Annotated in this window: 29 protein-coding genes; 18 read left to right on the forward strand and 11 right to left on the reverse strand. The window is 66.7% G+C overall.

What is annotated here, in order from left to right:
- The first annotated feature begins 44 nt into the window (after window positions 1-44).
- The 5 genes from ACZ6YI_RS17955 (at window position 45) to ACZ6YI_RS17975 (ending at window position 7,386) form a co-directional block, all read left to right on the forward strand.
- A complete protein-coding gene (locus tag ACZ6YI_RS17955) occupies window positions 45-1,541 on the forward strand; it encodes a glucoamylase family protein (RefSeq protein ID WP_465779855.1) in 1,497 nt (498 codons plus the stop codon).
- A complete protein-coding gene (locus ACZ6YI_RS17960; RefSeq protein WP_465779898.1) occupies window positions 1,541-2,824 on the forward strand; it encodes a sugar ABC transporter substrate-binding protein in 1,284 nt (427 codons plus the stop codon). Before ACZ6YI_RS17955 ends, ACZ6YI_RS17960 begins: the two co-directional genes overlap by 1 nt.
- Window positions 2,821-3,702, forward strand: coding sequence for a carbohydrate ABC transporter permease (locus ACZ6YI_RS17965; RefSeq protein ID WP_440326184.1), 882 nt, complete (start codon window positions 2,821-2,823; stop codon window positions 3,700-3,702). The genes ACZ6YI_RS17960 and ACZ6YI_RS17965 overlap by 4 nt, the downstream gene beginning before the upstream one ends.
- A complete protein-coding gene (locus ACZ6YI_RS17970) occupies window positions 3,699-4,520 on the forward strand; it encodes a carbohydrate ABC transporter permease (RefSeq protein ID WP_440326186.1) in 822 nt (273 codons plus the stop codon). The genes ACZ6YI_RS17965 and ACZ6YI_RS17970 overlap by 4 nt, the downstream gene beginning before the upstream one ends.
- Window positions 4,521-4,611: 91 nt before the next feature.
- On the forward strand, window positions 4,612-7,386 hold the full coding sequence (locus ACZ6YI_RS17975; protein WP_465779856.1) for a discoidin domain-containing protein: 2,775 nt from the start codon (window positions 4,612-4,614) through the stop codon (window positions 7,384-7,386).
- Window positions 7,387-7,478: 92 nt separating this feature from the next.
- Here ACZ6YI_RS17975 and ACZ6YI_RS17980 read toward each other — a convergent pair whose 3' ends face one another.
- The 8 genes from ACZ6YI_RS17980 to ACZ6YI_RS18015 all read right to left on the reverse strand — a co-directional run bounded on the left by ACZ6YI_RS17980 (window position 7,479) and on the right by ACZ6YI_RS18015 (window position 14,343).
- The gene (locus ACZ6YI_RS17980; protein ID WP_465779857.1) at window positions 7,479-7,838 is read right to left on the reverse strand and encodes a hypothetical protein; all 360 of its coding nucleotides are present in this window, start codon (window positions 7,836-7,838) and stop codon (window positions 7,479-7,481) included.
- A gap of 208 nt (window positions 7,839-8,046) precedes the next feature.
- A complete protein-coding gene (locus ACZ6YI_RS17985; RefSeq protein WP_465779858.1) occupies window positions 8,047-8,877 on the reverse strand; it encodes a pirin family protein in 831 nt (276 codons plus the stop codon).
- A gap of 189 nt (window positions 8,878-9,066) precedes the next feature.
- A complete protein-coding gene (locus ACZ6YI_RS17990; protein WP_465779859.1) occupies window positions 9,067-9,738 on the reverse strand; it encodes a YecA/YgfB family protein in 672 nt (223 codons plus the stop codon).
- Window positions 9,735-10,502 (reverse strand): exodeoxyribonuclease III, encoded by a 768-nt coding sequence (gene xth, locus ACZ6YI_RS17995; RefSeq protein ID WP_440326298.1) that lies wholly within the window; start codon window positions 10,500-10,502, stop codon window positions 9,735-9,737. The genes ACZ6YI_RS17990 and xth overlap by 4 nt, the downstream gene beginning before the upstream one ends.
- Window positions 10,503-10,562: 60 nt before the next feature.
- Window positions 10,563-12,611 carry a M3 family metallopeptidase gene (locus ACZ6YI_RS18000; protein ID WP_465779860.1) on the reverse strand — a complete coding sequence of 683 codons (2,049 nt, stop codon included), beginning with the start codon at window positions 12,609-12,611 and terminating at the stop codon, window positions 10,563-10,565.
- A gap of 137 nt (window positions 12,612-12,748) precedes the next feature.
- Entirely contained in the window at window positions 12,749-13,288 is a 540-nt protein-coding gene (locus tag ACZ6YI_RS18005; protein WP_465779861.1) for a gamma carbonic anhydrase family protein, read from the reverse strand.
- Between the two features lie 71 nt (window positions 13,289-13,359).
- Window positions 13,360-13,668: a hypothetical protein gene (locus ACZ6YI_RS18010; RefSeq protein WP_440326302.1), complete on the reverse strand. Its 309-nt coding sequence runs from the start codon at window positions 13,666-13,668 to the stop codon at window positions 13,360-13,362.
- 141 nt (window positions 13,669-13,809) lie between these two features.
- On the reverse strand, window positions 13,810-14,343 hold the full coding sequence (locus ACZ6YI_RS18015) for an energy transducer TonB (protein WP_465779862.1): 534 nt from the start codon (window positions 14,341-14,343) through the stop codon (window positions 13,810-13,812).
- Window positions 14,344-14,550: 207 nt separating this feature from the next.
- Between ACZ6YI_RS18015 and ACZ6YI_RS18020 the strand changes: the two genes are divergently transcribed.
- Genes ACZ6YI_RS18020 through ACZ6YI_RS18030 form a run of 3 tightly spaced genes read left to right on the forward strand, consistent with a single transcriptional unit; the run spans window position 14,551 to window position 16,030 of the window.
- Window positions 14,551-15,009: a DUF4126 family protein gene (locus tag ACZ6YI_RS18020; protein WP_465779863.1), complete on the forward strand. Its 459-nt coding sequence runs from the start codon at window positions 14,551-14,553 to the stop codon at window positions 15,007-15,009.
- Window positions 15,010-15,018: 9 nt separating this feature from the next.
- Window positions 15,019-15,633, forward strand: coding sequence for a LysE family translocator (locus ACZ6YI_RS18025; RefSeq protein WP_465779864.1), 615 nt, complete (start codon window positions 15,019-15,021; stop codon window positions 15,631-15,633).
- A 31-nt stretch (window positions 15,634-15,664) separates the two neighbouring features.
- Window positions 15,665-16,030, forward strand: coding sequence for a VOC family protein (locus tag ACZ6YI_RS18030; RefSeq protein WP_465779865.1), 366 nt, complete (start codon window positions 15,665-15,667; stop codon window positions 16,028-16,030).
- Window positions 16,031-16,032: 2 nt separating this feature from the next.
- Here ACZ6YI_RS18030 and ACZ6YI_RS18035 read toward each other — a convergent pair whose 3' ends face one another.
- Both ACZ6YI_RS18035 and aroE read right to left on the reverse strand, forming a co-directional pair.
- Entirely contained in the window at window positions 16,033-16,293 is a 261-nt protein-coding gene (locus ACZ6YI_RS18035) for a YkgJ family cysteine cluster protein (RefSeq protein WP_465779866.1), read from the reverse strand.
- Window positions 16,293-17,129 (reverse strand): shikimate dehydrogenase, encoded by an 837-nt coding sequence (gene aroE, locus ACZ6YI_RS18040; RefSeq protein WP_465779867.1) that lies wholly within the window; start codon window positions 17,127-17,129, stop codon window positions 16,293-16,295. The genes ACZ6YI_RS18035 and aroE overlap by 1 nt, the downstream gene beginning before the upstream one ends.
- 141 nt (window positions 17,130-17,270) lie before the next feature.
- Here aroE and ACZ6YI_RS18045 point away from each other — a divergent pair, with 141 nt between their 5' ends.
- Entirely contained in the window at window positions 17,271-17,489 is a 219-nt protein-coding gene (locus ACZ6YI_RS18045) for a hypothetical protein (protein WP_465779868.1), read from the forward strand.
- A 79-nt stretch (window positions 17,490-17,568) separates the two neighbouring features.
- Here the strand turns inward: ACZ6YI_RS18045 and ACZ6YI_RS18050 are convergent, their stop codons facing one another.
- Window positions 17,569-19,053: a RimK family protein gene (locus ACZ6YI_RS18050; RefSeq protein ID WP_465779869.1), complete on the reverse strand. Its 1,485-nt coding sequence runs from the start codon at window positions 19,051-19,053 to the stop codon at window positions 17,569-17,571.
- A 218-nt stretch (window positions 19,054-19,271) separates the two neighbouring features.
- Between ACZ6YI_RS18050 and ACZ6YI_RS18055 the strand changes: the two genes are divergently transcribed.
- The 9 genes from ACZ6YI_RS18055 to ACZ6YI_RS18095 all read left to right on the forward strand — a co-directional run bounded on the left by ACZ6YI_RS18055 (window position 19,272) and on the right by ACZ6YI_RS18095 (window position 25,612).
- Window positions 19,272-19,742 carry a GNAT family N-acetyltransferase gene (locus ACZ6YI_RS18055; RefSeq protein WP_465779870.1) on the forward strand — a complete coding sequence of 157 codons (471 nt, stop codon included), beginning with the start codon at window positions 19,272-19,274 and terminating at the stop codon, window positions 19,740-19,742.
- A gap of 44 nt (window positions 19,743-19,786) precedes the next feature.
- Window positions 19,787-20,056, forward strand: a complete 270-nt coding sequence (lptM, locus tag ACZ6YI_RS18060) for an LPS translocon maturation chaperone LptM (RefSeq protein ID WP_465779871.1) — start codon at window positions 19,787-19,789, stop codon at window positions 20,054-20,056.
- A gap of 7 nt (window positions 20,057-20,063) precedes the next feature.
- Complete coding sequence (gene dapF, locus ACZ6YI_RS18065; protein WP_465779872.1) at window positions 20,064-20,891, forward strand: diaminopimelate epimerase; 828 nt, start codon at window positions 20,064-20,066, stop codon at window positions 20,889-20,891.
- A gap of 58 nt (window positions 20,892-20,949) precedes the next feature.
- Window positions 20,950-21,636 carry a DUF484 family protein gene (locus ACZ6YI_RS18070; protein ID WP_440327938.1) on the forward strand — a complete coding sequence of 229 codons (687 nt, stop codon included), beginning with the start codon at window positions 20,950-20,952 and terminating at the stop codon, window positions 21,634-21,636.
- Window positions 21,633-22,544, forward strand: coding sequence for a tyrosine recombinase XerC (locus ACZ6YI_RS18075; protein ID WP_465779873.1), 912 nt, complete (start codon window positions 21,633-21,635; stop codon window positions 22,542-22,544). Before ACZ6YI_RS18070 ends, ACZ6YI_RS18075 begins: the two co-directional genes overlap by 4 nt.
- A gap of 66 nt (window positions 22,545-22,610) precedes the next feature.
- Window positions 22,611-23,144, forward strand: coding sequence for an ATP-dependent protease subunit HslV (gene hslV / locus ACZ6YI_RS18080; protein WP_247330809.1), 534 nt, complete (start codon window positions 22,611-22,613; stop codon window positions 23,142-23,144).
- Window positions 23,145-23,149: 5 nt separating this feature from the next.
- Window positions 23,150-24,487: an ATP-dependent protease ATPase subunit HslU gene (hslU, locus tag ACZ6YI_RS18085; protein WP_465779874.1), complete on the forward strand. Its 1,338-nt coding sequence runs from the start codon at window positions 23,150-23,152 to the stop codon at window positions 24,485-24,487.
- Window positions 24,488-24,541: 54 nt separating this feature from the next.
- Window positions 24,542-25,159 (forward strand): hypothetical protein, encoded by a 618-nt coding sequence (locus tag ACZ6YI_RS18090; RefSeq protein WP_440327941.1) that lies wholly within the window; start codon window positions 24,542-24,544, stop codon window positions 25,157-25,159.
- Between the two features lie 99 nt (window positions 25,160-25,258).
- The gene (locus ACZ6YI_RS18095) at window positions 25,259-25,612 is read left to right on the forward strand and encodes a gamma-butyrobetaine hydroxylase family protein (protein ID WP_440327942.1); all 354 of its coding nucleotides are present in this window, start codon (window positions 25,259-25,261) and stop codon (window positions 25,610-25,612) included.
- Window positions 25,613-25,676 lie beyond the last annotated feature (64 nt).

Consider the following 25,676-nt stretch of genomic DNA (forward strand, 5'->3'; position numbering starts at 1 on the left):
GCCGTTCGCGCTAGCCTCGATGACATCCAAGGACCCTCCCCGCGATGAAGCCGACCACCACCAAGCGCCTCACCCTCGCCCTTGCCGCCCTGATGGCCTGCGCCGCCCCCCTGGCCATGGCCCGCGAGACCCCGAAGGCCGCCACCAAGGCGAAGCCGGCCGCTACCGCGCCGCGCCTCGAGAAGGACCTGCACCCCGTCCCGCCGATGATCGCCGACCTGGAGAAGCGCACCTTCCAGTGGTTCTGGGACAGCGCGAACCCTGAGAACGGGCTGATCCCCGACCATTACCCGACCGACTCCTTCGCCTCGATCGCCTCGGTGGGCTTCGGCCTCACCGCGTATGGCGTCGGCGTGGAGCGCGGTTACATCACCCGCGAGCAGGCGATCGACCGCACGCTGGCGACGCTGAAGTTCTTCAACGAGTCGGCGCAGAACGATTCCGAGGACGACGCCACCGGTTTCCACGGCTTCTACTACCACTTCCTCGACATGAAGACCGGCAAGCGCTTCGCGCGCTGGGTGGAAGTGTCGTCGGTGGATACCACGCTGCTGCTGGGCGGCGTGCTGTTCTCGCAGAGCTACTTCGACCACGACACGCCGAAGGAAAAGGAAATCCGCGACCTGGCCGACCAGATCTACCGCCGCGTGGACTGGACCTGGCTGCAGCACAACGCGCCGCTGATCAGCATGGGCTGGACGCCGGGCGGCAAGATGATCCCGCACGACTGGGCCGGCTATAACGAAGGCATGCTCGTTTACATCCTGGCGCTGGGTTCGCCGACCCACCCGGTGGGCGACGATGCGTGGGCTGCCTGGACGAAGACGTACGACAGGACCTGGGGTGAGTTCCACGGCCAGACCTTCCTCAACTTTGCACCGTTGTTCGGCCACCAGTTCACCCACACCTGGGTCGATTTCCGCGGCATCAAGGATGCGTGGAACCGCGAGAAGGGCCTGGATTACTTCGAGAACAGCCGCCGCGCCACGTACTCGCAGCAGGCCTATGCCGTCGCCAACCCGGGCGGCTGGAAGGGCTATGGGAAGAACATCTGGGGCCTCTCCGCATCGAACGGCCCCGGCGGCCTGATCATCAAGCAGGGTGACAAGGAGCGGACGTTCCAGGGCTATACCGCCCGTGGCGCCGGCCTCGATTACATCTCCGACGACGGCACCATCGTTCCGATGGCGGCCGGCGGCTCCATCGCCTTCGCGCCCGAGATCGTCATCCCCGCTCTTGAGGAGATGAAGAAGAAGTACGGCCAGTACATCTACACCAAGTACGGCTTCGTCGATGCGTTCAACCAGAGCTTCGATACGCACACCGACCTACGCACCGGCCAGCTGGTGCCGGGCTTCGGCTGGGCCGATACCGTGCACCTCGGCATCGACCAGGGTCCGATCGTGCTGATGATCGAGAACTATCGCAGCGAGTTCATCTGGAACGTGATGAAGAAGAACCCGTACATCCGCAAGGGCCTGCAGCGCGCCGGCTTCACCGGTGGCTGGCTGGATGCCGAGACGGCTTCCGCCCTGTGGTGATGCGCACCGCCCGCCTTGGCCTCGTCGCTGCGCTGGTGTTCGCCAGCGCGGCACTGTCGTCGTGCGCGAAGGAAGAGGCGGGCACGCGTACGCTGGAGTTCTGGACGATCGGCCGTGAAGGCGAGGCCGTACTCAAGCTGCTGCCTGAGTTCGAGCGTGAGCACCCCGGCCTGCACGTGTCGGTACAGCAGTTGCCGCTGACGGCGGCGCACCAGAAGCTGCTCACGGCGTATGCGGGCGACTCCACGCCGGATATCACCCAGCTCGGCAACACGTGGATCCCCGAGATGGTGGCGCTGGATGCGCTCGAACCGCTCGACGCGCGCGTCGCGGCGTCGAAGGTGGTCGACAAGGCTGATTACTTCCCGGCGATCTGGTCGACCAACGTGATCGACGGCACGTTGTACGGCGTGCCCTGGTATGTCGATACCCGCCTGCTGTTCTACCGCAAGGACCTGCTGGCGAAAGTCGGCTACGACCACCCGCCGCGTGACTGGGCGGAGTGGCAGGCGATGATGGTGAAGCTGGCCCAGCCGAAGGGCAAGACGTTCGGCGTGCTGCTGCCGACCAACGAGTTCGAGCAGCTGCTTGCGTTCGCGCTGCAGCAGCCCGACCCGCTGCTGCGCGATGGCGGCCGCTACGGCAACTTCCAGAGCCCGGGCTTCAAGAAGGCGCTCGCCTTTTATGTCTCGCTGTTCAAGGAACAACAGGCGCCGATGATGACCAATGTCGGCATCGGTAACCCGTGGGCTGCGTTTGGCCAGGGCTTCTACGCGTTCTACTTCTCCGGTCCATGGAACATCGGCGAGTTCCGCAAGCGCCTGCCGCCGGAGCAGCAGGGCGACTGGGGCACCGCGCCGTTGCCGGGTCCTGATGGCCCTGGTGCATCGAACGCCGGCGGATCCAGCCTGGTGATCTACCGCAAATCGAAGCACAAGGAGGATGCGTGGGCGCTCATCGAGTTCCTGTCGCGTCCCGAGATCCAGGAGCGCTTCTACCAGATCCTCGGCGACATGCCCCCACGTCGCACGTCGTGGCAGGCCGCTGCGCTGCGCGACGATGACAAGGCCGCGGCCTTCCGCGACCAGCTCGAGCGCGTGAAGGCGACGCCGCCGGTGGCGGAGTGGGAACGCATCGTCACCGAGATGCAGCTCGTCGCGGCCCAGGCTGCGCATGGCGATCTCACGATCGACCAGGCGGCGGCGGAGATCGACCGCCGCGCCGATCGCCTCCTCGAGAAGCGCCGCTGGATGCTCGACCACGGCCACAAGGCAACGCCATGAACACGACCACCCGCGCCGCCTGGCTCTTCATCACGCCCGCGATGATCATCCTTGGGCTGTTCTTCCTGCTGCCGGTCGTCGCGGCGCTGGTGCTGTCGGTCACGGATTTCGACCTGTATGCGCTGGCCGATATCCGCAACCTGCGCTTCGTGGCGCTGGAGAATTACTGGACCCTGCTGCAGCGGCCGCTGTTCTGGTCGGCGCTGGGCCACACCGTGTACTTCGTGGTGGTGGGTGTCCCGCTTTCGCTGATGGCGTCGCTCGGCGCGGCCATGCTGCTGAATTCGCCGCTGGCACGGTTCAAGCCGTTCTTCCGCACGGCGTTGTTTGCGCCGGTGGTGACCACGGTCGTCGCCGTCGCGGTGATCTGGCGTTATCTGTTCAACACCAAGTACGGCCTGATCAACTACGTGCTCGACTCGATGCACATGCCGACGGTGGACTGGCTGGGCGACCCGCACTGGGCGATGCCGACGATCATCCTGTTCGCGGTGTGGAAGAACTTTGGCTACAACATGATCATCTTCATGGCCGGCCTGCAGGCCATTCCGGCCGATCTGTACGAAGCCGCCCGCATCGACGGCGCATCCCCCTGGGCGCAGTTCCGCCATATCACGCTGCCGATGCTCAAGCCGACCATGCTGATGGTGAGCATCCTCACCGTCTCGGGTTACTTCCAGCTGTTTGCCGAACCGTACGTGATGACCGAAGGCGGCCCGCTGCAGAGCACGACCTCGGTGCTGTACCTGATGTACGAAGAAGGCTTCAAGTGGTGGAACTTGGGCTCGGCTTCGGCCGTGGCCTTCATCCTGTTCGTCATCATGTTCGCGGTGACCGCCGCGATGCTTCGCCTGTCGAAGCGGGGAGAGCCGGCATGAGCCCGCGCGTTGCCAAGGCCATCATCAATGGCCTGTTGTTCGCCGCGGCGGCCATCGCGATCGCGCCGCTGCTGTACATGGTGTCGGTCTCGTTCATGACCCCGGGTGAGGCGAGCGCCTTGCCGCCACCGGTGCTGCCCACGCATGCGACGCTGGCGAACTACCGGCAGCTGTTCATGAACGCGGGCATGGGCCGTTACCTGTTCAACAGCCTGCTGATCTCCACGTCGATCACCGTGGTGTCGCTGGCGTTCAACCTGATGGCGGGCTACGCGTTCGCCAAGCTGGAGTTCCGCGGGCGCGCGCGGCTGTTCCAGGTGTTGCTGGGCGCGCTGGTGATCCCGGCGCAGGTGGCCATGCTGCCGTTGTTCCTGCTGCTGAAGTACATGGGGCTCGTGAACACCTACGGCGCGGTCATCGTGCCGGCGCTGGCCACGATCTTCGGCGTGTTCCTCGTGCGCCAGTACGCCAGCGGGATCCCGGATGACCTGATGGAGGCTGCGCGCATCGACGGCGCGGGTGAGTTCCGGATTTTCGCGACGATCATCATGCCGCTGCTGAAGCCGATCATGGTGACGCTGGCGATCTTCACCTTCCTCGCTGCGTGGAACGATTTCATGTGGCCGTTGATCGCGCTGACCGGGCAGGAGCATTACACGTTGCCGATCGCACTGGCCTCGCTCTCCCGCGAGCACGTGCAGGATAGCGAGCTGATGATGGCCGGCTCGGTGGTGACGATCCTGCCGGTGCTCGTACTGTTCCTCGCGCTGCAGCGCTACTACCTCGAAGGCCTGCTCCTGGGCAGCGTCAAAGGCTAACCCCATGAGTGCGAAAGCATCCTGTAGGAGCGCGCTTGCGCGCGACATCTTTCGCGAAAGAGCGACAGGGCCTGCTGCGGTGAGGCGAAAGATGTCGCGCGCAAGCGCGCTCCTACAGGGGGTGCTGTTGCTCTTTGGCGGTGGTGCTTCGGCTGCAACGCTTGACGCCTTCGACACCACGAATGGCTGGCATGCGACGCACACGGACGATGTGTCGGCATCGCTGCATGCCGTGACGGGCAAGACGGGCCAGGGCGTGTGCCTTGCCTTCGATTTCAACGGCGTTTCCGGTGCCGCTTCTATCAGGAAGACGCTGCCGATCGACTTTCCCGCGGGCTTTGCGCTCAGCTTCGACGTGCGCGGTTCGATGCCGGCCAATACGCTGCAGCTGAAGCTCATCGATGATAGCGGCGATAACGTCTGGTGGTACCAGAAGCCCGGTTTCGTGCCGTCGGCCGCGTGGCAGACGATCGACGCCTCCAGCCGCGAGGTCGAGTTCGCCTGGGGCCCGATCAAGGACCGCACCTTGCGCCACACGCGCGAGGTGGAGTTCATGGTTTACAAGGAAGCGCAGCCTGGCATGGGGCCGGACAAGGGTGAGGTCTGCTTCGACAATCTCGCGCTCGTGCCGCGCAAGCCCGAAGCCGTGCCCGTCCCTCCGCCCACGCCGAATGCGGTGTTCGAGCAGCGGGCCAAGACCGTGCGTCGCGGTCTCTATCCGCGTGGCTTCTCCGGTGAGCAGTCGTACTGGACGATCGTCGGCGTCGATGGCGGCAGCCGTGATTCCGCGTTGATTTCCGAAGACGGCGCTGTCGAGGTTGCGCGTGGCGGCTTCTCGATCGAGCCGTTCCTGATCGACCAGGGCAAGCTGGTGACCTGGGCTGACGTCACGACGACGCAGGCGCTGCGCGATCGCTACCTGCCGATGCCATCGGTCGCGTGGAAGAAGGGCGATGTCACGCTCACCACTACCGCGTTCGCGCAGGGCGCGCCGGGCGCGTCACAACTCGTGCTTGCATACCGTGTCGGCAATGACGGCGATACGCCGCGTGACCTGACCCTGATGCTCGCCGCGCGGCCGTTCCAGGTGAATCCGCCGACGCAGTTCCTCAATGCGCCGGGTGGTATCGCGACGATTCGCGACCTGCACTGGGATGGCTCGGCGTTGGTGGTGAATGGGACGCGGAAGGTCGTGCCGTTGCAGAAGCCGGGCGAGGTCATCGGGTCGGCGAATATGCCGAGGATGTTGACTGAGCGGGTGGATGGCGGTGAGGCGGTCGAGGGGCTGTCGTTAGGGCCTATCGCACGCAAGCGCGCTCCCACTGGAGCTGGCGGCGCTTTGCGTGATGAGTCCGGGTTTGCGCAGGGGGCGTTGTTGTATCCGGTGCGTGTGCCGGCGCATGGGCATGTGGATCTCGGGCTGGTTGTCCCGGTGCGCCAGGATGACGTCATCGAGGCGCCGCGCGATGTAGCGGCGTGGCTGGCTTCGCATGCCGATGCGGTGGCGGCCGACTGGCGCGCGAAACTTGATCGCGTTGATATACGCGTGCCTGCGGTGGCCCAGCCGATCGTCGATACGATGAAGAGCGGCGTCGCGCAGATTCTTATCTCGCGTGACGGCCCGGCGCTGCAGCCGGGCACGCGTTCGTACTCGCGCACTTGGGTGCGCGATGGCGCGATGATGCTTGAGGGCTTGCTGCGTACTGGCCACGACGACGTGGCGCGTGACTTCATCCGCTGGTATGCGCCGCACCAGTTCAGTAACGGCAAGGTGCCGTGCTGCGTCGATGCGCGCGGTTCCGATCCGGTGCCAGAGAACGATAGCCACGGTGAGCTGGTTTTCAGCGTTGCCGAGCTCTGGCGTTACACGCACGATCGGGCGACGGTGGAGTCGCTCTATCCGCATGTGCGCAAGGCCGTTGCCTACATGGATACGCTGCGTGCCAGCGAGCGCCAGCACTCGCGCCTCCAGGGCCCCGATCGCGCGCTGTACGGGCTGATGCCGGCGTCGATCAGCCACGAAGGCTATTCCGCGAAGCCGATGCACTCGTACTGGGACGATTTCTGGGCGTTGAAGGGCTACGAGGATGCCGCTGACCTGGCCGCGGCACTGGGTCACTCCGACGACCAGGCGGCGTTCGGTGCATCGCGTGATCAGTTCCGCGACGACCTGCACGCGTCGATCGATGCGGCGGTGAAGGCGAAGGGCCTCACCTTTATTCCCGGCTCGGCGGAGCTCGGTGACTTCGATGCGACGTCGACCACGATCGCGCTGTCGCCGGGCGGCGAGGGCGCGCGGCTTCCAAAGGCGCTGGTCGATGGCACGTTCGAGAAGTACTGGCAGGCGTTCGTCGCCCGCCGTGATGGCAAGATCGCATGGGAGGATTACACCCCCTACGAACTTCGCACCATCGCCACGTTCGTCCGCCTGGGCTGGCGGGACCGGGTCAACGACCTGATCGCGTTCTTCTTCGCCGACCGCCGCCCGGCGGCGTGGAACCAGTGGGCCGAGGTCGTCGGCCATGATCCGCGCAAGCCACGCTTCGTCGGCGACATGCCGCACGCATGGATCGCCTCCGACTACGTCCGCTCGGCGCTGGATCTGTTCGCGTACGACCGCGACGCAGACCAGGCGATGGTCCTCGCCGCCGGCGTGCAGCCAGGCTGGCTGGAAGGCGAAGGCATTGCCATCCGCGACCTGCGTACGCCGTACGGCCGCCTGGGCTACACGCTGAAAGCGCACGACGGGAAGGCCGTGCTGACGATCACCCAGCCGATCGACCCGCCCGGCGGGCTGGTCCTCTCGCTGCCTTCCGGTGAGATGAGGATTCCCAAGGGCCAGACCAAGGCGACCGGCCGGCTGTAACGACTTCTGTTGTGGGAGCGCGCTTGCGCGCGATGAACTTGCGGCAAGCACCCATCGCGCGCAAGCGCGCTCCCACAAGACAGCGTTTGCGGCTAGTGCGTCGCGACGCGCGTGCGTAGCAACGCGTCCACCGCCTGCTGCCATTCCGTCGAGCCGGGCGCCGCCTGCGGCGCCTCCTGGCCTAGCTTGGCGTTCACGGCCTGGTTCCACGCGGGGGTGTTGGGCTGCGGCCCGTGGCCGTCATCGCTGACGGCGAGGGTCTTGTCGACCCACGTGTACCACTCGGGCGTGCCGAGCGCCGCCGAGGCGGGCGAGGTACGGCCGGGTGCGGGAGAGGCGGCGGTGCTGGCTGCCGCCGGCGCCGACGCGGCCGGAGCCATCGGCTCGGAGGGCGAGCAGGCCGCGATGATGAACGCGGCGGTGAGCGGTATGACGGTGAGGAAAAGGCGCATGGGCGATGAAGACCTGGCGAACGCGAATGCTGCCAAGCCTACAAACCCTTTCTGGTCCTGCACTTAAACGGCGCAGGGAACTTCCCGGCGCCGTTCAGGTTGGCCCCAATGCCGTTGTGGGAGCGGGGGGGGGGGGGGGGGGGGGGGGCCCCCCCCCCCCCCCCCCGGCCCCCCCCCCCCGCTCCCACAGTTACAGCGACCGGCTCTTTCAGAACTTGCCGGCGCGGAAGTCGGCGATGGCCTGGTGGATCTGGTCGGGGCTGTTCATGACGAACGGGCCGTAGCGGGCCACGGGTTCGGCCAGCGGGCGGCCAGCAACCAGCAGGATCCGGGCTCCGTCCGTGGCCGCGAGGGCCACCTTGTCGCCCTTCGAGAGCACCGCCAGTTCACCGCGTGCCAGCGATTGTCCGGCCACTGTCGCCGCGGTGCCGTCGAACACATAGGCGAACGCGCTATGGCCCTCGGGGAGCGCCAGTTCCAGCTCGGCACCCGGATCCAGGGCGATGTCGAGGTACACCGGATCGGTGGCCACGCCGGAGACGGGGCCCCGGGCGCCAGCCAGCTCGCCGGCCACGACCTTCACGATGACGCCAGCCGCCGGATGCACCACCGGGATCTCGCCCGGCGGAATGTCCTGGTAACGCGGGGCTGTCATCTTGTCCGCGGCGGGCAGGTTCACCCACAGCTGGAAGCCCCACATGAGGCCTTCTTCCTGCTGCGGCATCTCCGAGTGGATCAGGCCGCTGCCGGCGGTCATCCACTGCACGCTGCCCGGACCGAGGTCGCCGGTGTTGCCCTTGTTGTCGCCATGGCGCATGCGCCCGGCGAGCATGTAGGTCACGGTCTCGAAGCCGCGGTGCGGGTGGTCGGGGAAGCCTTCGATGTAGTCGCCGGCCTGGTCCGAACGGAATTCGTCGAGCATGAGGAACGGATCCAGCATGTCGAGGGCCGGCTGGCCGATCACGCGCTTGAGCTTTACACCGGCGCCGTCGGCGGTATCCATGCCGCGGACGCGGCGGATGATGCTGCGGTAAGTCATGGTGGGCTCCGGGGTGGTCGTGGAATGCGCACAAGATGGCGCTTCCGCCGGCTGCCGGGAAGGCTCTTGGCGTGAACGATGCGTTCCGGCGGGCCCATCGCGCGCGAGCGCGCTCCCACAAGAGCGCGACGGCCGCTTTCATCGGCGTTGTGGGAGCGCGCTTGCGCGCGATCCCGACCCCTCAGGGTGTCAATGCACCCAATGCCCCGCCCGGTGGCGTGGTGGGTGTTCCTCGCCTTCGCGGTTCGGCCGGGCCATGGCCGCGATTTCCGCGTCCTTTGGCGGGTTGTCGAGCCAGTATTGCCCCACGGCGGTCAGCACGGTGGGCAGCTGGCCGAGGCACTCGTCGTATTCCTCGTCCGTCAGCTTCTCGAACTCGGCATCCGCCTGGAGCACGCCTTCGTCGACGGCGAGCGCCATGACCGGCCCCAGCAGCTGCATGAGCTCCGGGTCTTCGGCCAGGCGGCTTTCCCACAGCGCCGCGCGCATGTCGATGCCACGGCTGAAGCCCTCGCACCAGCCTGCGGCCGACAGCATCGGGCCTTCCTCGGTATCGATTTCGCCGAGGATCGGTTCATAAGCGTCGACGTCGAGCTCGGCGCTGACCGAGTCGTTCAACTTGGCCAGCAGGGCGAGCACGCGGTTGCCCTGGTCCTCATCCTCGAACGCGTCGTGGAGCACCTCGTGCAGCCACTCTTCCGGCTTGACCTCGAGCGGCCCCACGGCCACCGCGGAGAGCAGCCCATGCACGCCATCGAGCATGAGGTCGCCATCGCCACCGTGCGTGCGCAGGTAGGTATCGAGTTCTTCCAGTTCCTTGTCGTCCAGGGAGCTGGGCCATTCGGATTTGGGTACGTTCAAAGCGTTAACTCCAGCGCGACAGGCGCGTGGTCGGACGGTTGCTCCCACTTCCGGGGCGCCTTGTCGATGATCGACGAAGTGGCCACGGCCTTGAGTGCATCGCTGATCAGGATGAGGTCGATCCGCAGCCCCATGTTGCGCCGGAAAGCAGCCTGGCGGTAGTCCCACCAGCTGAAGAGACCGGCCTCTTCCGAGAACATGCGGAAGCTGTCGTGAAGGCCTGTATCGAAGATGGCCTGCAACGCGGCGCGTTCCGGCGGCGAGCAGAAGATATCCTCGCCCCATGCGACGGGATCGTAAACATCGCGGTCGTCGCGGCAGATGTTGAAATCGCCGAGCACCACCAGCTTCGGGTGCTTCGCCAGCTCCTTCTCGATGAAGTTACGTACCTGCGCCAGCCAGTGCAGCTTGTACGTGTACTTCTCGTCGCCGAGCGCCTTGCCGTTCACCACATAGAGGTTGATGACGCGCACGTCGCCCACGGTGGCGGCGAGGATGCGGCGCTGGGGATCGTCGAGGCCCTCGATGTCGGTCACGACATCGGTTAGCTCCTCTTTCGCGAGGATGGCCACGCCGTTGTAGGTCTTCTGCCCCGAAAACACGGAGCGGTAGCCCATCGCGGCGATCTCATCGACGGGAAACTTGTCGTCGGTGAGCTTGGTTTCCTGCAGCGCGATGATGTCCGGCGCCGCCTCGCCCAGCCACTGCTGGAGGTGGGGCAGGCGGACCTTCAGCGAATTGACGTTCCACGAGGCGATCTTCATCGCCCCATTGTAAAGGAAACCCGCGTGACGGCCCGGCGTCAGGCGGGTTTCCGGCTGCCGTCAGGCCAGGCCGTAGCTCTTCAGCAGGGCCTCGGGCTGTGGCTCACGGCCGCGGAAGGCCGTGAACGAGGCGAGGGCGGGGCGGGTGGCGCCCACGGCCAGGATTTCCCTGCGGAAACGCTCGCCCGTGGCGCGGTCCAGCACGCCGGCGGCCTCAAACGGCTCGAACGCGTCGGCCGAAAGCACTTCCGCCCACAGGTAGCTGTAGTAACCGGCCGAATAACCGCCGGCGAAGATGTGGGTGAAGGCGTGCGGGAAGCGCTGCCACACCGGCGGGTGCAGCACCGAGACTTCCTTGCGGACCTCCTCCAGCACCTCCATCGGGCGGGCGCCACGCACCGGGTCGTATTCCAGGTGCAGGCGGAAATCGAACAGGCCGAATTCGAGCTGGCGGACGAGGAACATGCCGGTGTGGAAATGACGCGCCTTGAGCATGCGCTCATACAGCTCATCGGGCAGCGGCTCGCCGGTCTGGTAGTGCTTCGCGAACAGGCGCAGCGCCTCGCGATCCCACGCGAAGTTCTCCATGAACTGGCTCGGCAGTTCCACCGCATCCCACTCCACGCCATCGATGCCGCCGACCGAAGGGATATCCACCTCGGTAAGCATGTGGTGCAGGCCGTGGCCGAATTCGTGGAACAGCGTCAGCACGTCATCGTGGGTGAGCAGTGCGGGCGCGCCATCGGTCGGCGGCGGGAAGTTGCAGGTGAGGAACGCCACCGGCAGTTGCAGGTGCTCGCCATCGCGGAAGCGCGCTTCGCACACATCCATCCACGCGCCACCGCGCTTGCCGGAGCGCGCGTACAGGTCGACGTATGCGCCGGCGAACACCGTGCCATCGGCGTTGCTGAGGTCGTAGTAGGTGACGTCCTTGTTCCAGGTGTCCACGTCCTTGCGCTGGGTGAACGTCACCCCGTAGAGGCGCTCGACGACGTCGAACAGGCCCTGCACCACCTGCAGTGCCGGGAAGTACGGCTTGAGCTGTTCTTCGTCCAGCGCGTAGCGCTCCTGGCGCAGGCGCTCGGCGGCGAAGGCGACGTCCCAGGGCTCGAGGTTGTCGATCTTCAGCGTCTCGGTGGCGAAGCGGCGCAGCTCGGCCAGTTCCTCACGGGCACGCGGGCGCGCCTTCGCGGCGAGATCGCGCAGGAAATCGAGCACCGCCTGCGGCGAGGTCGCCATCTTGGTAGCCAGCGACTCTTCGGCGGCATTCGCGAAGCCAAGCAGTTGCGCGGCTTCGTGGCGCAGCGCGACGATCTTTTCAATGCGCTCGGAGTTGTCGAACTTGCCCTTGTTCGGACCCTGGTCCGAGGCGCGGGTCTGGTAGGCGTAATACACGTCGAAGCGCAGGTCGCGATTCTCCGCATAGGTAAGCACGGCCTGCACGCTCGGCTGCTTCAGCGTCACCAGGAAACCGTCGAGCTTTTCCTCGCGGGCGTATTCGCGCAGCACGGCGCGGCCCGAAGCGGGGATACCCGCCAGGTCGCGCTCGTCGGTGATGTGCTTGTGCCAGGCCTCGGTCGCATCGAGCACGGCATTCGAGAATTCCGTGGTCAGCTTCGAAAGCTCGACGCCGATCTCGCGGAAGCGCGTGCGCGCCGGTTCTTCCAGCGCGACGCCGGAAAGGCGGAAATCGCGCAAGGCGTGATCGACCGCGGCGCGCGCGGCGACGGGCAGCGCGCCGAAACCGGCGCTATCGGCCACGGCCTGGGTGGCCGCATACAGTTCGCGGTTCTGGCCTACCTCGATCCCGTGGTCGGTCAGCTTTTCCTCGGCGGCGCCGTGCACTTTGCGCAGGGCTTCGCTATCGGCCACCGAGTGGAGGTGGCTCACCGGCGACCAGGCGCGCGAAAGGGCCTGGTCCAGGCGTTCCTGCGCCAGCATCACGTGCTCGAAGTCGCGCGTGGCGCCCGCGGCGGTGATCTGGTCGATGCCGGCGCGCTGGTTGGCGATCAGGCGGTCGATGGCCGGTTCGACGTGTTCCGGGCGGATGGCCGAAAACGCCGGCAGTTCGCCGCTGGGGTCCAGAAGGGGGTTCGTGGTGCTGTCCATGGTGTCTCCTCGTTCGACACCCAGCGTGGTGCTGTCGCGAGGCCAAATCAAGCAGTGCGATGTAAAGGCGCTAAGCCCCTGTTTTGGAAGGCCAGCCCCCCTTTTGTGGGAGCGCGCTTGCGCGCGATCCCGGCGCCTCACCCCTCCAGCAGGTAACTATCCTTCAACTTCACATAGTTAGCCGCCGAGTAATAAAGCTGCTCCACCTGGGCATCGCTGAGCACCCGCACCAATTTGGCCGGGTTCCCCACCCACAGCTCACGCTCACCCACCACCTTGCCCGGCGGCACGACCGCACCGGCGGCAATGAAGGCGTTCTTCTTCACCACGGTGCCATCGAGCACCGTCGCGTGCATGCCGATCAGGCACGCATCCTCGATCGTGCAGGCGTGGATCACCGCACCGTGGCCGATGGTGACGTCGGCGCCAATGATCGTGGGGAAGCCACCCGGGGTGTACGGACCGTCGTGGGTCACGTGGATAATGGCGCCATCCTGCAGGTTGCTGCGGGCGCCGATCCGGATGTGGTGGACATCACCACGGGCGACCGCGCCGGGCCAGATCGAGACATCGTCGGCCAGTTCGACATCGCCGATGACGGTGGCGGCAGGGTCGACGTAAACGCGCTGGCCGAGGCGGGGGAGGATGCCCTTGAAGGGGCGCAGGTTATTAGGCATGGGGGGATTTTAGTCCCCCCTTCCCGATCCTGTGGCGATATCGCGAAGGATGTCGCGCACAGGGTGCGCTCCTACTGGAACTTGCCGCCGGTGATGTGGCCGGATTCATCCCACTGGGGGAAGTAGCGGCTGTTGTTCATGCGGATTTCCATGGTGGTGGGCGTGTTAGGCATCACCAGCAGGACATCGGGGTAGGCGGCCTTGAACTGTTCGGCGGTCGGCTTCGTGGCGATGAAGGCGTCGAAGGCCTTTTCATCAGTGACGAAGCCCTTGACCGGCGCAGGCGCCGAGGCGGGGGAGGTGGCCGGTGCGGTCTGGCACGCGCTGAGGGCGGCGCCGCCGAGGACGGCCATGAACAACAGGGTTCCGATGCGGTACATGGGGCTAGGCTCCTTGCCTGGGGGGAGGAGCCATCATAGGCCAGTGCCCCGCGACGGACCATGAACCAGTCCCCGGCCCGAAGGTTCCGCCGGGCCAGGGGGTTACCCAGTGGGGCTAACGCCAAAGGCGGGCTGACGGCCTCAGCCGCCGTTTCGCCTGCGGATCGCGTCGGCCTTGGCTTCGTCTTCCGCCGTGACCACCTGCTGCTGGGCGTCCAGCTTGGCGCCCAGGATGATCAGCGTGTAGTTGGTCGGATCGAAGTCGCGAAGCAGGGCGATCTCGCGGCGCGCTTCTTCCAGGTCGCGGCGGTTGATCTGCCGCTCGATGGTCTGCGAGGCGAACGGCAGGGTTTCGCGCAGGGCATCGGTGGCGGTGGCGTTCTTCGCATCCAGCTGCAGGATGGAAAGGTAGTACTCGTAGGCGTTGTTACCCTGCGGGGCGACCAGGCGGCCCTCCTTGGTCGCATCGCGGGCCAGGCCCAGCAGGATGTCGATTTCGGGGGAGGCGCCGGCGGTGACCGCGGGTTCGGGCAGCTTTGCCGGGGCGTCGGCCTCGGCCAGCTCATGCTGCTGGCGAACGCCCAGCACAAGGGCGGCCACGACCAGCACGGCCGTGACGACAACGACGATGATCGCGCGGCGGGGTACCGCGGCGATGCGAGAGGCGGAGATCATTGGGGGAATTCCGTAACGCTGCCCGCAACCAGGCCGGCCCCCTGTCGGACGGCCCCTGCGGGCGGGCCATCTTCCCTGCCGATTGTTGCAACGAGGCGACAAGGGTGCGCCCCATCACACTCCCGCGGCGCCTGGCACGGTGATTTCCCCCAAGCCACGGCGTGCCTCCGGGGCTTCGAATGCCAGCACACCCCAGGGAGCCCCGCCATGATCCTGTTGCTCGCCCTGCTCATCGGTATCGTCGCCGGCCTGCGCGCCATGCTGGCCCCGGCCGCAGTCGCCATCGCCGCCCGGTTTGGCGGCCTGGCCCTGGCCGGCACACCGCTGGCCTTCATGGGCTACGCGTGGACGCCGTGGATCTTCGGCATCGCCGCCCTGGCGGAACTGGTGACCGACCAGCTGCCTTCGACGCCGAGCCGCAAGATCCCCGTGCAGTTCGGCACCCGCATCATCACGGGCGCCCTGAGCGGTGCCTGTGTAGGCGCGGCCCACGGCATGCTGCTGGGCGGGCTCATCGCCGGCATCGTCGGCGCGGTGATCGGCACATACGGCGGTTCCGCTCTGCGTAGCGCCATGGCGCGGTCGTTCAAGTCGGACCGGCCGGGTGCCTTGATCGAAGACGTGGTCGCCATCGTGCTGGCGTGGATCGCGGTGAGCATGGCGTAAGATCGCCGGATGCTCGACATCCACGCCATCGCCGTCGTCTTCTCCGTCTATATCGTCGGCGTGGTGATCCCGGGGCCGAACTTCGTGGCGGTCGCGCATAAGGCGGCTTCGACCAACACCGCCGACGCGCTGGCCCTGGTGGCCGGCATCGTCGTGGTGAACCTGTTCTGGGCCACCTGCTCGATCCTCGGCGTCGGCATCGTGTTCGCGACGTTCCCGTGGATTGCGCTGGCGGTGAAGATCGCCGGTGCCGCGTACCTGATCTGGTTCGGCGGGCGGCTGATCGTCAAGGCCGGCTCAGCCGGCGCCGCCCGGCTCGACGAGGGCGGCCCGACCATCTGGCAGTCGTTCCGCGCGGGCGTCGCCACCAACATCGCCAACCCGAAGTCCATGGCCTTCTTCGCCGCCGTGTTCGCGGCAGCCGCCCCGGCCCACGTGAATCCACCAACCTTCCTCGGCATGCTCGCCACCGTCGCCGTGGTGTCGTCCACCTGGTACGCCATGGTCGCCGTGCTGTTCGCCACGCCACGCGTCGCCGCGCGCTACCGGCATTGGAAGAAGGGTATCGATCGCGTGTGCGGGTCGGTGATTGTTGCGCTTGGGGTTCGGCAGTTGGTTCGCTAAGGTCGCTGCTTCACCTTTTAAGGAAGGCAACATGATCCTCGGTCTACGTACGGCCATCTATCCGGTCACCGACCTATCCAGGGGCAAGCAATGGTATGCGGACGTGCTCGAGGTCGCGCCTTACTTCGATGAGCCGTTCTACGTCGGCTTCAATGTCGGCGGATTCGAACTCGGGCTAATTCCCGACGGCACGCCGGGTACGGATGGTTCGCAGGCGCTGTGGGGCGTGTCCGATATCGACGCGGTGTTTGCGCGGTTGATCGCTGCCGGCGCGACCTCGCTCGACCCCGTCACCGAAGTCGGTGGCGGCATCAAGGTCGCCGCGGTCACGGATCCGTTTGGCAATCGCTTTGCGATCATCGAGAACCCGCACTTTGATCCTGCCGCCGTGAAGTGAGCTCAGGCGGCGGTCGCGTGTTCCAGCGCGGCCAGCCAGGCCATCGCGTGTTCGCGGTTCGGGCCGCACATGACGGCTTCAGGCTGAAGGCCCCCGCAGACCTTCGGCCGGTCGGGGTGGCCGAAGATCTTGCAGCGGTTGTCGTCGCTGAGCTGGATGCAGCGGATGCCTGCCGGTTTGCCGTTGGGCATGCCGGGGATGGGCGAGCTGATCGACGGGGCGATGCAGCACGCCCCGCAGCCCGGGCGGCAGGCGAGGGCCATCAGTAGCGCTGACGCAACTCCCGGTACACCGGGTCGGTGTCCGGGCGCTGGCCGTGCCAGCGTTCGAAGGCGTCGGCGGCCTGCTCGACCAGCATACCCAGGCCGTCGCGGAACCAGTCCGGGCGCACGCCGGCTGCCAGGGCCCAGCCCTTGAAGCCGGCTGCAGCGGCGCCGTAGCAGAGGTCGTAGGCGGTGGAATGCTCCTGGACGATGGACATCGGCAGGTCGAAATCGCCGCCGGTGACGCCGATGGAGGTGGCGTTGACCACCAGGTCGAAGCATTCGCCGTCCAGGCCATCCCAATAGCGGGTGTGGCAACGGGCGGGCTCGCCGATGGCGTCGGCGATCTCGTCGGCGCGCTCCGGGGTGCGGTTCACGATGGTCAGCGTCTGCACGCCGGCATCCATCAGGGCCCAGGCGACGGCCTTGGCCGCGCCGCCGGCGCCGAGCAGCAGGGCGTCATGGCCGCGCAGGTCGAAGCCGTGGCGCTCGGTGATGTCACGCACGAAACCGCCGCCATCGGTGTTGTGGGCGGCGATACCACCGCCGGGCAGGCGGGAGAGGGTGTTGGCTGCGCCGGTGCGCTGGGCGGCCTCGCTACGCTCGTGGGCCAGGGCGAACGCGGCATGCTTGTGCGGCAGGGTCACGTTGGCGCCCACGCCACCATCGGCAAAGAAGCGGCGCACCTCGGCCTCGAAATCGGCCGGGGCGGCATCGATCGTCGTGTATTCGAGGCGGATGCCCAGCTGTTTCGCGAACGCCGCATGGATCTCCGGCGACAGCGAATGCGCGATGGGGTGGCCGAATACGGCGAAACGTTGCGCTTCAGCGCTCATGGAGGCTCCTGGCTCATGGCCGGGCCGCGTGCCCGGTAGGCCGATTCTACCAACTGCCACGGCCGACCGGCCCGGTCGCGGTCCGTGAGACACCGGCGGCGGAGGATCCACCCACCGACCACCACGGAAGTGACCGCCGCCATGCACGAGAGCCTGACCCCGCGCCGTACCGTTGCCCTGATCGCCCTGGCCTGGCTGGCCGGCGGGATGTTGCTGCTGTTGCTCACGCCGCTTTCGGGGCGCAGCGAGCTGCTGGGCTGGACGCCGTCGTTCTGGTTGATGCTCGCGCCGATGAGCGTGCTGGTGGTGTTGCAGCCGCGGCTGCCGTTGGAGTTGATTGCGGCTTTGTGGCGGCGTTGAGCTGACGCATCGCGCGCAAGCGCGCTCCCACAACAGCCGGGTACCGGGCTCTTGTGGGAGCGCGCTTGCGCGCGATGCCTTACGGCTGGATACCCAGGCGCTTCAGCTCCAGCCGGCGCAGGAACTCCTGCATGATGCGCAGGTAGAGGTCTTCGCCCAGGTAGGCGTCTTCCACGCCGGCATCGATCGAGGGGTTGTCGTTCACCTCGATCACCACGGCACGGTCGTTCACCTGCTTCAGGTCGACACCGTATAGCCCGTCACCGATGGTCTGCGTGGCCTTCAGCGCCAGCTTCACCACATCGGAAGGCGCCTCGCGCACGGGCACCGTGCGGAAGCCGCCGGATTTGGCCGTGCCCTTCGCGCCGTGGTTGTAGATCTGCCAGTGGCCGCGCGACATGAAGTACTGGCACGCGTAGAGCGGCTCGTGGTTGAGCACGCCGATGCGCCAGTCGAACTCGGTGTAAAGGTATTCCTGGGCGATGAGCAGGGCGCTGTGCGAGAACAGCTCCGCAGCCGCCTTCTCCAGCGCCTCGGGGGATTCCACCTTGACGACGCCACGCGAGAAGGAACCATCCGGGATCTTCAGCACGATGGGCAGGCCCAGCCGCTCGGGCAGGTCGCGCATCCGGCGCAGGTCGTCGCGGTAAAGGATTTCGGTCTTCGGCGTCGCGAGCTTGCGCGCCACCATCAGGTCGTTAAGGAAGATCTTGTTCGTGCAGCGCAGGATCGAGGTCGGGTCATCCATCACCACCATGCCTTCGCGTTCGGCGCGATGGGCGAAGCGGTAGGTGTGGTTGTCGCTCGCCGTCGTCTCGCGAATGAACAGGCCATCGTATTCGGCGAGGCGCTGGTAATCGTTCTTGCCGATCGGATCCACCTCGATGCCGAGGTGCTTGCCCGCTTCGATGAACTGCTTCAGCGCCTTCTTGTTCGACGGTGGCATCGATTCATTCGGATCCACCAGCATGGCGATGTCGTAGCGGTATTGCTTGCGCGCGCGCGGGCGGCGCCAGATCTTGCGCGAGAACTTCTCCAGCGCCGCGGCGAACGCATCCTCCTGGGCATCATCCAGCGTGTGCAGGCCCACGGGCTTCACCGACGAAATCTGCCAGATGCGCTCGCGCTCGAACTCGATGCGCATGAGCGGGCACGGGAACAGATCGAAGATCTGCCTCGCAAGATCCTGCAGGTCGGGGAAGGCGGTCTCGCCGAAATAGACCAGCACGCCGAAGTCGGTGGCGTCGCGGCCACCCTCCGGCAGGAAGGTGTCGAGCTTCTCGTTGAGGTCTTCGATGTGCAGGCCGTACAGCGAGCGGCGACGCAGGTCGTTCACCGTGCGCACCGAGGGAATCACCTTGTGCCCGCGCGCCTCGGCGAGCAGCGACACGTAGTAACCGGTGCCCAGGTACTTGTAGCTACGGCACAAATTGATGACGTGGGTGCGCTCGTCATCGCTGCCGACAGGCTCGCGGAGGTAGTCCATGGCGCTGACGACATCGGCGGACGGGTAGTACGAGCCCCAGTCCGAGGCCTTTTCCACGACGATGACGAGCCGGCTCATGTGACCTCGATTCCACGGCGGATACCTTGCATCGACCCCGCCCGGGGCCGGATGTTCGCCGGTGGCGCAGTGTGTTCCGCGGCGTGCCTCCATACAAGGCGGGCGAGGGGGCCGCATGCAGGGGGTTTAGGGAAAAGTCATTGATCCGTCGCGCCCACGGGTCTACAGTGCCGCGCTTGCCCCGCCCCCCCCACTTTCGCGCCGGAGTCTCCAAGCGCATGCGTCCACCCCCGGTAACCGCCGCGGTACGCGTCCGTCGCGCCGAGGTCAGTGATCTCGACGACCTGGTCGCTCTCGAAGATGCGACCTTCGACACCGACCGCCTGAGCCGCGCCCAGTACCGCAAACACCTCGACAGCGAAACGGCGCAGGTGCTCGTCGCCAGTGCGAACCACCGGCGCTTCCTCGGCACCGCGGTCGTGTTCTACCGCAAGGGCACGACGATCGCGCGCCTGTATTCGATCGCCACGAAACCCCAGGCCCGCGGCAAGGGCGTGGGTTCGGCGCTGATCGAGGCGGCCGAAGACGCCGCGCGCGGTCGCGGCTGCCGTGCGCTACGCCTGGAGGTCCGCAAGGACAACGGCGTCGCCATCCGCCTGTACGAGCGCATGGGTTACCACCGGATCGGCGAGTACGCGAAGTACTACGGCGACGGCGCCGATGCCCTGCGCCTCGAGAAGGCGCTTTGACGGCACCGGGGGCTATACTGGCCGCCGTTTCCGGGAAGACGCCCATGCGCCGACTGATCCTGCCCCTCGTCCTCGTTTGCGCCGCCGTGGCCAGCCTCGAAGGCTGTGGCAACAAGGGTGACCTGTACCTGCCGCCGCCACCCGCGCCGGGCACGACCGCGAAGCCAGCCGCCGCGCCGCCCCAGGGGCACCAGGGCCAGACGCTGCAGGAGGCGACGAATCCCGCGGTACAGCCCGCCCGCGCATCCACGGTTGATGTGCCGGCGCCGGTAAGCACCTCGCTGTCGCCGTACAACCCCATCATCCACCAGTAACGCCGCCATGCCTTCCCGCTTCACCAAGATGCACGGGATCGGGAACGACTTCGTGATCGTGGACTGGCGCGAGGATGCCGGCCGCGTCCCCCATGCCGACCGCATCAGGGCGTTGGCCGACAGGCACACCGGGATCGGCTTCGACCAGCTCATCAGCATCGAGCCGGCGCGCGATCCGGGCTGCGAGTTCTATTACGGCCTGTGGAACGCCGATGGCTCGCCCGCCAGCCAGTGCGGCAACGGCGTGCGCTGCGTGGCGGCGTGGCTTTACCGCGATGGCGTGATCGAGCGCGATGTACCCGTCCGCCTGGAGAGCCCGTCAGGCCCGGTCACCGTAAGGGTGCTGGACGGCTCGACCGTCACCGTCGACATGGGTGAGCCCGATTTCGACCCCGCCCATATCCCGCTCGACCACGCGCCGCACGCGACGTACACGCTGCACGTCGAGGGCGAAGAGGTGAGCTTTGGCGCAGTCTCCATGGGCAACCCGCACGGCGTCGTGTTCGTCGATGACGTGAACGATCCGCGCGTCGACCGCCTTGGCCCCGCGCTGACGAACCACCCCATTTTCCCGGACGGCGCCAACATCGGCTTCGCCCAGCGCGTGGCCCCGGACCGGCTGAAGCTGCGCGTGCACGAGCGTGGCAGTGGCTGGACCCAGGCCTGCGGAACGGGCGCCTGTGCCGCTGCGGCTGTATCGCACGCGCTCGGCCTGGCCGCGCCCGTCGTATCGGTGGAACTGCCCGGCGGCACGCTCAGCATCGCATGGCAGGGCCCGGGCCACACCCTGTGGATGACCGGCCCCGCCGCGTTCGTTTTTGAAGGCGAAGTGTGACGCGGAGGCGCGAAAGCGGCACACTCGGCGCCAGAGCATTACGAAGGACACCCGCGCCATGACCGACACCGCGATCGACGGCGACATCAAGCCAGCCACCGTGGCGTCGTACCTGCGGCGGCACCCGACGTTCCTCGCCGATTATCCGGAACTCGCCAACGAGCTGACCCTCCCGAGCGCGAACGGCCCCGCCGCGTCGCTCGCCGTGCACCAGCTGCGTACGCTGCGCGAGAAGAACGCCGAACTCGAGACGCGCCTGCGCGAACTTTCGGCGATCGCCGGCGATAACGAAGGCCTGATGCGCCGCGTGCACGGCCTGATGCTGGCCCTGCTCAGCGCCGGTGATGTGGAAGAGACCGTGCGAAGCGTCGTCCGCCGCCTTACCGATGATTTCCAGTCCGAGCGGGTCCGCCTCGTGTTCTTCGGCGACCTGGGCGGCCTGCCCGACGAGCCGTGGCTGCTGCGCGAGCCGCGTGGCACCGCGGGCCTGCCGGAGTTCGCCTCGTTCCTGGAGCACAGCGACCCAGTGGCCGGGCGCCTCGCACCCGACAAGCTGCACCGGCTGTTCGGCGACGCGGCACCCGACGTGCGCTCGGCCGCGCTGATGCGGATCGGCCCGGATGCCCTGCTGGCGATCGGCAGCGCCGATGCCAACCGGTTCCACCCCGGCATGGGCACGCTGTTCCTCGACATGATTTCAACCACGGTAGGCTCGGCGATCGAACGGGCCCGGAAGGCTGCGTGAGCCCGCGCGAGGCCGTCGAGGCCTTCCTGCGCCACTTCTCCGCCGAACGTGCGCCCTCCGCGCACACCCTGGCTGCGTACCGTCGCGACCTGGACAAGCTGCTCGTGTTCATGGAGGCCGAGGGGCTCAGCTCGTTCGATGCGCTGAGCCCGGAGCGCCTGCGCATGATGATCGCGCGTGCGCACCGGGGCAGCGGCAAGGGCAAGGACGACGGCCTGCAGCCGGCGAGCATCCAGCGACTGCTCTCCGCCTGCCGCACGCTGTTCCGCTACCTAAGCCGTGAGGGCCTGCTGGCCCACGACCCCGCCGCAGCGGTCCGCGGCCCCAAGGTGCGCCGCAAGCTGCCGGATGTGCTCGACGCCGACGAGGCCAAGGCGCTCGTCGAGACCAACCTCGGCGGCAGCCTCGCGCCACGCGATAGCGCCATGATGGAGCTGTTCTATTCCAGCGGCCTGCGTCTCTCGGAGTTGTGCGGCCTGCACTGGAGCGACCTGGATCTCGAGGAAGGGCTGGTCCGCGTGCTCGGCAAGGGCAGCAAGACCCGCATCCTTCCCGTCGGCCGCTTTGCGATCAAGGCGTTACAGGATCTCGCCGCCGCGGGCGGCAATGGTCCCGACCAGGCCGTATTCAAGGGCCGCGACGGCGGCACGATCAGCCCGCGCACGGTACAGGCGCGGCTGGCCAAGCTCTCGCTGGGCCATACCAAGCGGGTCCACCCGCACATGCTTCGTCACACGTTCGCGAGCCACATGCTGGAATCCTCCGGGGATCTCCGCTCCGTGCAGGAGTTGCTGGGCCATGCGGATATCGCCACCACCCAGATCTACACCCACCTCGATTTCCAGCACCTGGCGAAGGTGTACGACGCCGCCCACCCACGGGCGACGCGGAAGGGCAGCCGGTCCTAGCCGGGCCCGGGGTTGGTTGGGGCACGGAGCGGCCCCATTTCTGCGGTCTCGTACAAGGAATCCCCCATGGAATCGATGCACGCAACGACCATCGTCTGCGTCCGCCGCGGCGACAAGGTCGTCATCGGCAGCGACGGCCAGGTCACCCTAGGCAACACCGTGATGAAGGCGAACGCCCGCAAGGTGCGCCGCCTTGGCCGTGGCGATGTCCTCGCCGGGTTCGCCGGTGCCACCGCTGACGCGTTCACGCTCTTCGAGCTGTTCGAAGAGAAGCTGGTGAAGCACGGCTACAACCTCACCCGCGCCGCCGTCGAGATGGCCAAGGAATGGCGCACCGACCGCCGCCTGGGCCGGCTCGAAGCCATGCTGGCCGTGGCCGACAAGGACGCTTCGCTGATTATTTCCGGCAATGGCGACGTGCTCGAGCCTGAGCATGGCCTCATCGCCATCGGCTCGGGTGGCCCCTACGCGCAGTCCGCCGCGCTGGCCCTGCTCGAGAACACCGAGATGGATGCACGCACGATCGCCGAAAAAGCGCTGAAGATCGCTGGCGATATCTGCATCTACACCAACCACAACGTTTCGATCGAAGAGCTCTGAGCCCGATGTCCGAACTGACCCCCCGCGAAATCGTCAACGAACTGGACCGGTTCATCGTCGGCCAGCACGACGCCAAGCGTGCCGTGGCCATCGCGCTGCGCAACCGTTGGCGCCGCATGCAGCTCGAGCCGGGCATGCGCGATGAAGTGACCCCCAAGAACATCCTGATGATCGGCCCGACCGGCGTCGGCAAGACCGAGATCGCCCGCCGGCTGGCAACCCTGGCCAACGCGCCCTTCGTGAAAGTCGAAGCCACCAAGTTCACCGAAGTGGGCTATGTCGGCAAGGATGTGGAGTCGATCGTCCGCGATCTTGCCGATGTCTCGTACAAGCTGGTCCGCGAGCAGGCCAAGACCCGGGTGAAGAGTCAGGCCGAGGATGCGGCGGAGGATCGCCTCCTCGACGCCCTGCTGCCGCGCCGCCAGTCCTCGGGCTGGGACGACACCGGCGCCAGCGCGCCCGCGATCGACAGCGATACCCGGCAGAAGATGCGCAAGCAGCTGCGCGAAGGCGCGCTGGATGACCGCGAGATCGAGCTGGATTTCGCCATGAACGTGGGCGTGGAGATCATGACCCCGCCCGGCATGGAGGAAATGAGCCAGCAGTTGGGCAAGATGTTCCAGAACCTGGGCGGCCAGAAGTCGCAGAAGCGGAAGATGACCATCCGCCAGGCCCGGCCGCTGCTGGTCGAGGAAGAGGCCGGCAAGCTGATGAACGACGACGAGCTGCGTGCCCGCGCGGTCGACAGCGCCGAGCAGAACGGCATCGTCTTCATCGACGAGATCGATAAGGTCGCCCAGCGCTCCGAGTGGGGCGGTGCCGGCGTCAGTCGCGAAGGCGTGCAGCGCGACCTGCTGCCGCTGGTCGAGGGCTCCACCGTCTCGACCAAGTACGGCCCGATCAAGACCGACCACGTGCTGTTCATCGCCTCGGGTGCGTTCTCGCTGGCCAAGCCGTCGGACCTGATCCCGGAACTGCAGGGCCGCCTGCCCATCCGTGTGGAGCTGAACGCCCTGTCGGTCGACGACTTCAAGCGGATCCTGCGCGAGCCGAACAATGCGCTGACCAAGCAATATGTTGCGCTGCTCCATACCGAGGGCGTCACCCTGGACTTCACCGAGACCGGCATCGACCGGCTGGCCGACGTGGCCTTCCAGGTGAACGAGCGGACCGAAAACATCGGCGCCCGCCGCCTGCACACGGTCATGGAGCGGCTGCTGGAGCGGATCTCGTTCGAGGCGGCTGACAAATCCGGCGAAAAGTACGTGATCGACGCCGATTATGTCGATAAAAACCTGTCTTCGCTCGTCAAGGACGAGGACCTGAGCCGTTACATTCTCTGAACTTACATCCTCTAAACACCGGAGGGCCCTCCCTCCGGTAAACTATTGACCACTATGGGCAAGGTTATCCAACTCAAAACGAACGGCCAGCGTGCGTCCCTGCGTGAAGCGCAGGACAGCGGCCAGCTCGTTCGTATCTGGCGCGGCGAACTCGAACACGGCAGCTTTTGCGGCTACGTGGGCGGAGTCGGCCGCGAATTTTTCCTGCTGTGGGTCATCGGCGACGGTGTCAGCTACGACGGCATGTACATCATGCGGCACCGCGACATCTCCGAATTCGAGGCACCGGACAAGCACGCCGGCTTCCTCGAGAAGGCGCTCGCCCTCAAGGGCATCGCGCCGACGCCGCCTGCCGACTTCCCCCTGGACGAGATCAGCCAGGTCGTGAAGGCCGCCGCCGCGCATGCGCCGGTGATCGGTGTGCACGTCGATAGCGAGGACGAGGCGGAGGTCTGCTACATCGGCCGCCTTGTCAGCGTCGAAGACGACGGCTTCAACATGCAGGAGATCACCCCCGATGCGGAATGGCTGCGCGAGCCGTCGTTCTTTAGCTGGGACGAGGTCTCCACGGTGAGCATGGAAGACGCTTACGCCACCTCGCTCCTGGCGGTGGCGGGCGACCCGCCGCCGCTGGAACAGGGCACCGGCGGCGGCTTCGGCCACGCTCCCTAAAAGCAGATCTCTGTGGGAGCGCGCTTGCGCGCGATGGGTGTTGCGGCACCCCCCATCGCGCGCAAGCGCGCTCCCACAGTTCAATGCACCAAGGCTCCAATGAACCGCCCGCGCCCCCTCGACATCACCCTGCACCAGGCCTCGCGCGTCCTCGAGGTCAGCTTCGACAACGGTGAGCAGTTCCGCCTGCCCTATGAGTACCTGCGGGTGAATTCACCCAGCGCCGAGGTGCAAGGCCACGGCAAGGGTCAGAAAGTTCTTGTTGCGGGCAAGCAGAACGTGGGCGTCGAGGCCATCGAGCCCACCGGCCATTACGGCATCCTCATCCGCTTCGACGATGGCCACGCCAGCGGCATCTTCGGCTGGGACATCCTGTACGACCTTGGCCGCGCCTACGACACCGCCTGGCCGGCCTACCTCGCCGAGCTCGAGGCCAAGGGCCTTTCCCGCTGATGAAAGCATGCGCATGAAAGCATCGTGCGCAGGCTGGGCGTATATTTGCGCGCCATCCCCCTTC

The organism is Luteibacter sp. NPDC104163 (genome assembly GCF_055584245.1).

What these genes read in the sequence shown, in the direction of transcription:
- ACZ6YI_RS17955 (WP_465779855.1), top strand. Translation starts at nt 45, where the DNA reads ATGAAGCCGACCACCACCAAGCGCCTCACCCTCGCCCTTGCCGCCCTG.
- ACZ6YI_RS17960 (WP_465779898.1), top strand. Translation starts at nt 1,541, where the DNA reads ATGCGCACCGCCCGCCTTGGCCTCGTCGCTGCGCTGGTGTTCGCCAGC.
- ACZ6YI_RS17965 (WP_440326184.1), top strand. Translation starts at nt 2,821, where the DNA reads ATGAACACGACCACCCGCGCCGCCTGGCTCTTCATCACGCCCGCGATG.
- ACZ6YI_RS17970 (WP_440326186.1), top strand. Translation starts at nt 3,699, where the DNA reads ATGAGCCCGCGCGTTGCCAAGGCCATCATCAATGGCCTGTTGTTCGCC.
- ACZ6YI_RS17975 (WP_465779856.1), top strand. Translation starts at nt 4,612, where the DNA reads ATGTCGCGCGCAAGCGCGCTCCTACAGGGGGTGCTGTTGCTCTTTGGC.
- ACZ6YI_RS17980 (WP_465779857.1), bottom strand. Translation starts at nt 7,838, where the DNA reads ATGCGCCTTTTCCTCACCGTCATACCGCTCACCGCCGCGTTCATCATC.
- ACZ6YI_RS17985 (WP_465779858.1), bottom strand. Translation starts at nt 8,877, where the DNA reads ATGACTTACCGCAGCATCATCCGCCGCGTCCGCGGCATGGATACCGCC.
- xth (WP_440326298.1), bottom strand. Translation starts at nt 10,502, where the DNA reads ATGAAGATCGCCTCGTGGAACGTCAATTCGCTGAAGGTCCGCCTGCCC.
- ACZ6YI_RS18000 (WP_465779860.1), bottom strand. Translation starts at nt 12,611, where the DNA reads ATGGACAGCACCACGAACCCCCTTCTGGACCCCAGCGGCGAACTGCCG.
- ACZ6YI_RS18005 (WP_465779861.1), bottom strand. Translation starts at nt 13,288, where the DNA reads ATGCCTAATAACCTGCGCCCCTTCAAGGGCATCCTCCCCCGCCTCGGC.
- ACZ6YI_RS18010 (WP_440326302.1), bottom strand. Translation starts at nt 13,668, where the DNA reads ATGTACCGCATCGGAACCCTGTTGTTCATGGCCGTCCTCGGCGGCGCC.
- ACZ6YI_RS18015 (WP_465779862.1), bottom strand. Translation starts at nt 14,343, where the DNA reads ATGATCTCCGCCTCTCGCATCGCCGCGGTACCCCGCCGCGCGATCATC.
- ACZ6YI_RS18020 (WP_465779863.1), top strand. Translation starts at nt 14,551, where the DNA reads ATGATCCTGTTGCTCGCCCTGCTCATCGGTATCGTCGCCGGCCTGCGC.
- ACZ6YI_RS18025 (WP_465779864.1), top strand. Translation starts at nt 15,019, where the DNA reads ATGCTCGACATCCACGCCATCGCCGTCGTCTTCTCCGTCTATATCGTC.
- ACZ6YI_RS18030 (WP_465779865.1), top strand. Translation starts at nt 15,665, where the DNA reads ATGATCCTCGGTCTACGTACGGCCATCTATCCGGTCACCGACCTATCC.
- ACZ6YI_RS18035 (WP_465779866.1), bottom strand. Translation starts at nt 16,293, where the DNA reads ATGGCCCTCGCCTGCCGCCCGGGCTGCGGGGCGTGCTGCATCGCCCCG.
- aroE (WP_465779867.1), bottom strand. Translation starts at nt 17,129, where the DNA reads ATGAGCGCTGAAGCGCAACGTTTCGCCGTATTCGGCCACCCCATCGCG.
- ACZ6YI_RS18045 (WP_465779868.1), top strand. Translation starts at nt 17,271, where the DNA reads ATGCACGAGAGCCTGACCCCGCGCCGTACCGTTGCCCTGATCGCCCTG.
- ACZ6YI_RS18050 (WP_465779869.1), bottom strand. Translation starts at nt 19,053, where the DNA reads ATGAGCCGGCTCGTCATCGTCGTGGAAAAGGCCTCGGACTGGGGCTCG.
- ACZ6YI_RS18055 (WP_465779870.1), top strand. Translation starts at nt 19,272, where the DNA reads ATGCGTCCACCCCCGGTAACCGCCGCGGTACGCGTCCGTCGCGCCGAG.
- lptM (WP_465779871.1), top strand. Translation starts at nt 19,787, where the DNA reads ATGCGCCGACTGATCCTGCCCCTCGTCCTCGTTTGCGCCGCCGTGGCC.
- dapF (WP_465779872.1), top strand. Translation starts at nt 20,064, where the DNA reads ATGCCTTCCCGCTTCACCAAGATGCACGGGATCGGGAACGACTTCGTG.
- ACZ6YI_RS18070 (WP_440327938.1), top strand. Translation starts at nt 20,950, where the DNA reads ATGACCGACACCGCGATCGACGGCGACATCAAGCCAGCCACCGTGGCG.
- hslV (WP_247330809.1), top strand. Translation starts at nt 22,611, where the DNA reads ATGGAATCGATGCACGCAACGACCATCGTCTGCGTCCGCCGCGGCGAC.
- hslU (WP_465779874.1), top strand. Translation starts at nt 23,150, where the DNA reads ATGTCCGAACTGACCCCCCGCGAAATCGTCAACGAACTGGACCGGTTC.
- ACZ6YI_RS18090 (WP_440327941.1), top strand. Translation starts at nt 24,542, where the DNA reads ATGGGCAAGGTTATCCAACTCAAAACGAACGGCCAGCGTGCGTCCCTG.
- ACZ6YI_RS18095 (WP_440327942.1), top strand. Translation starts at nt 25,259, where the DNA reads ATGAACCGCCCGCGCCCCCTCGACATCACCCTGCACCAGGCCTCGCGC.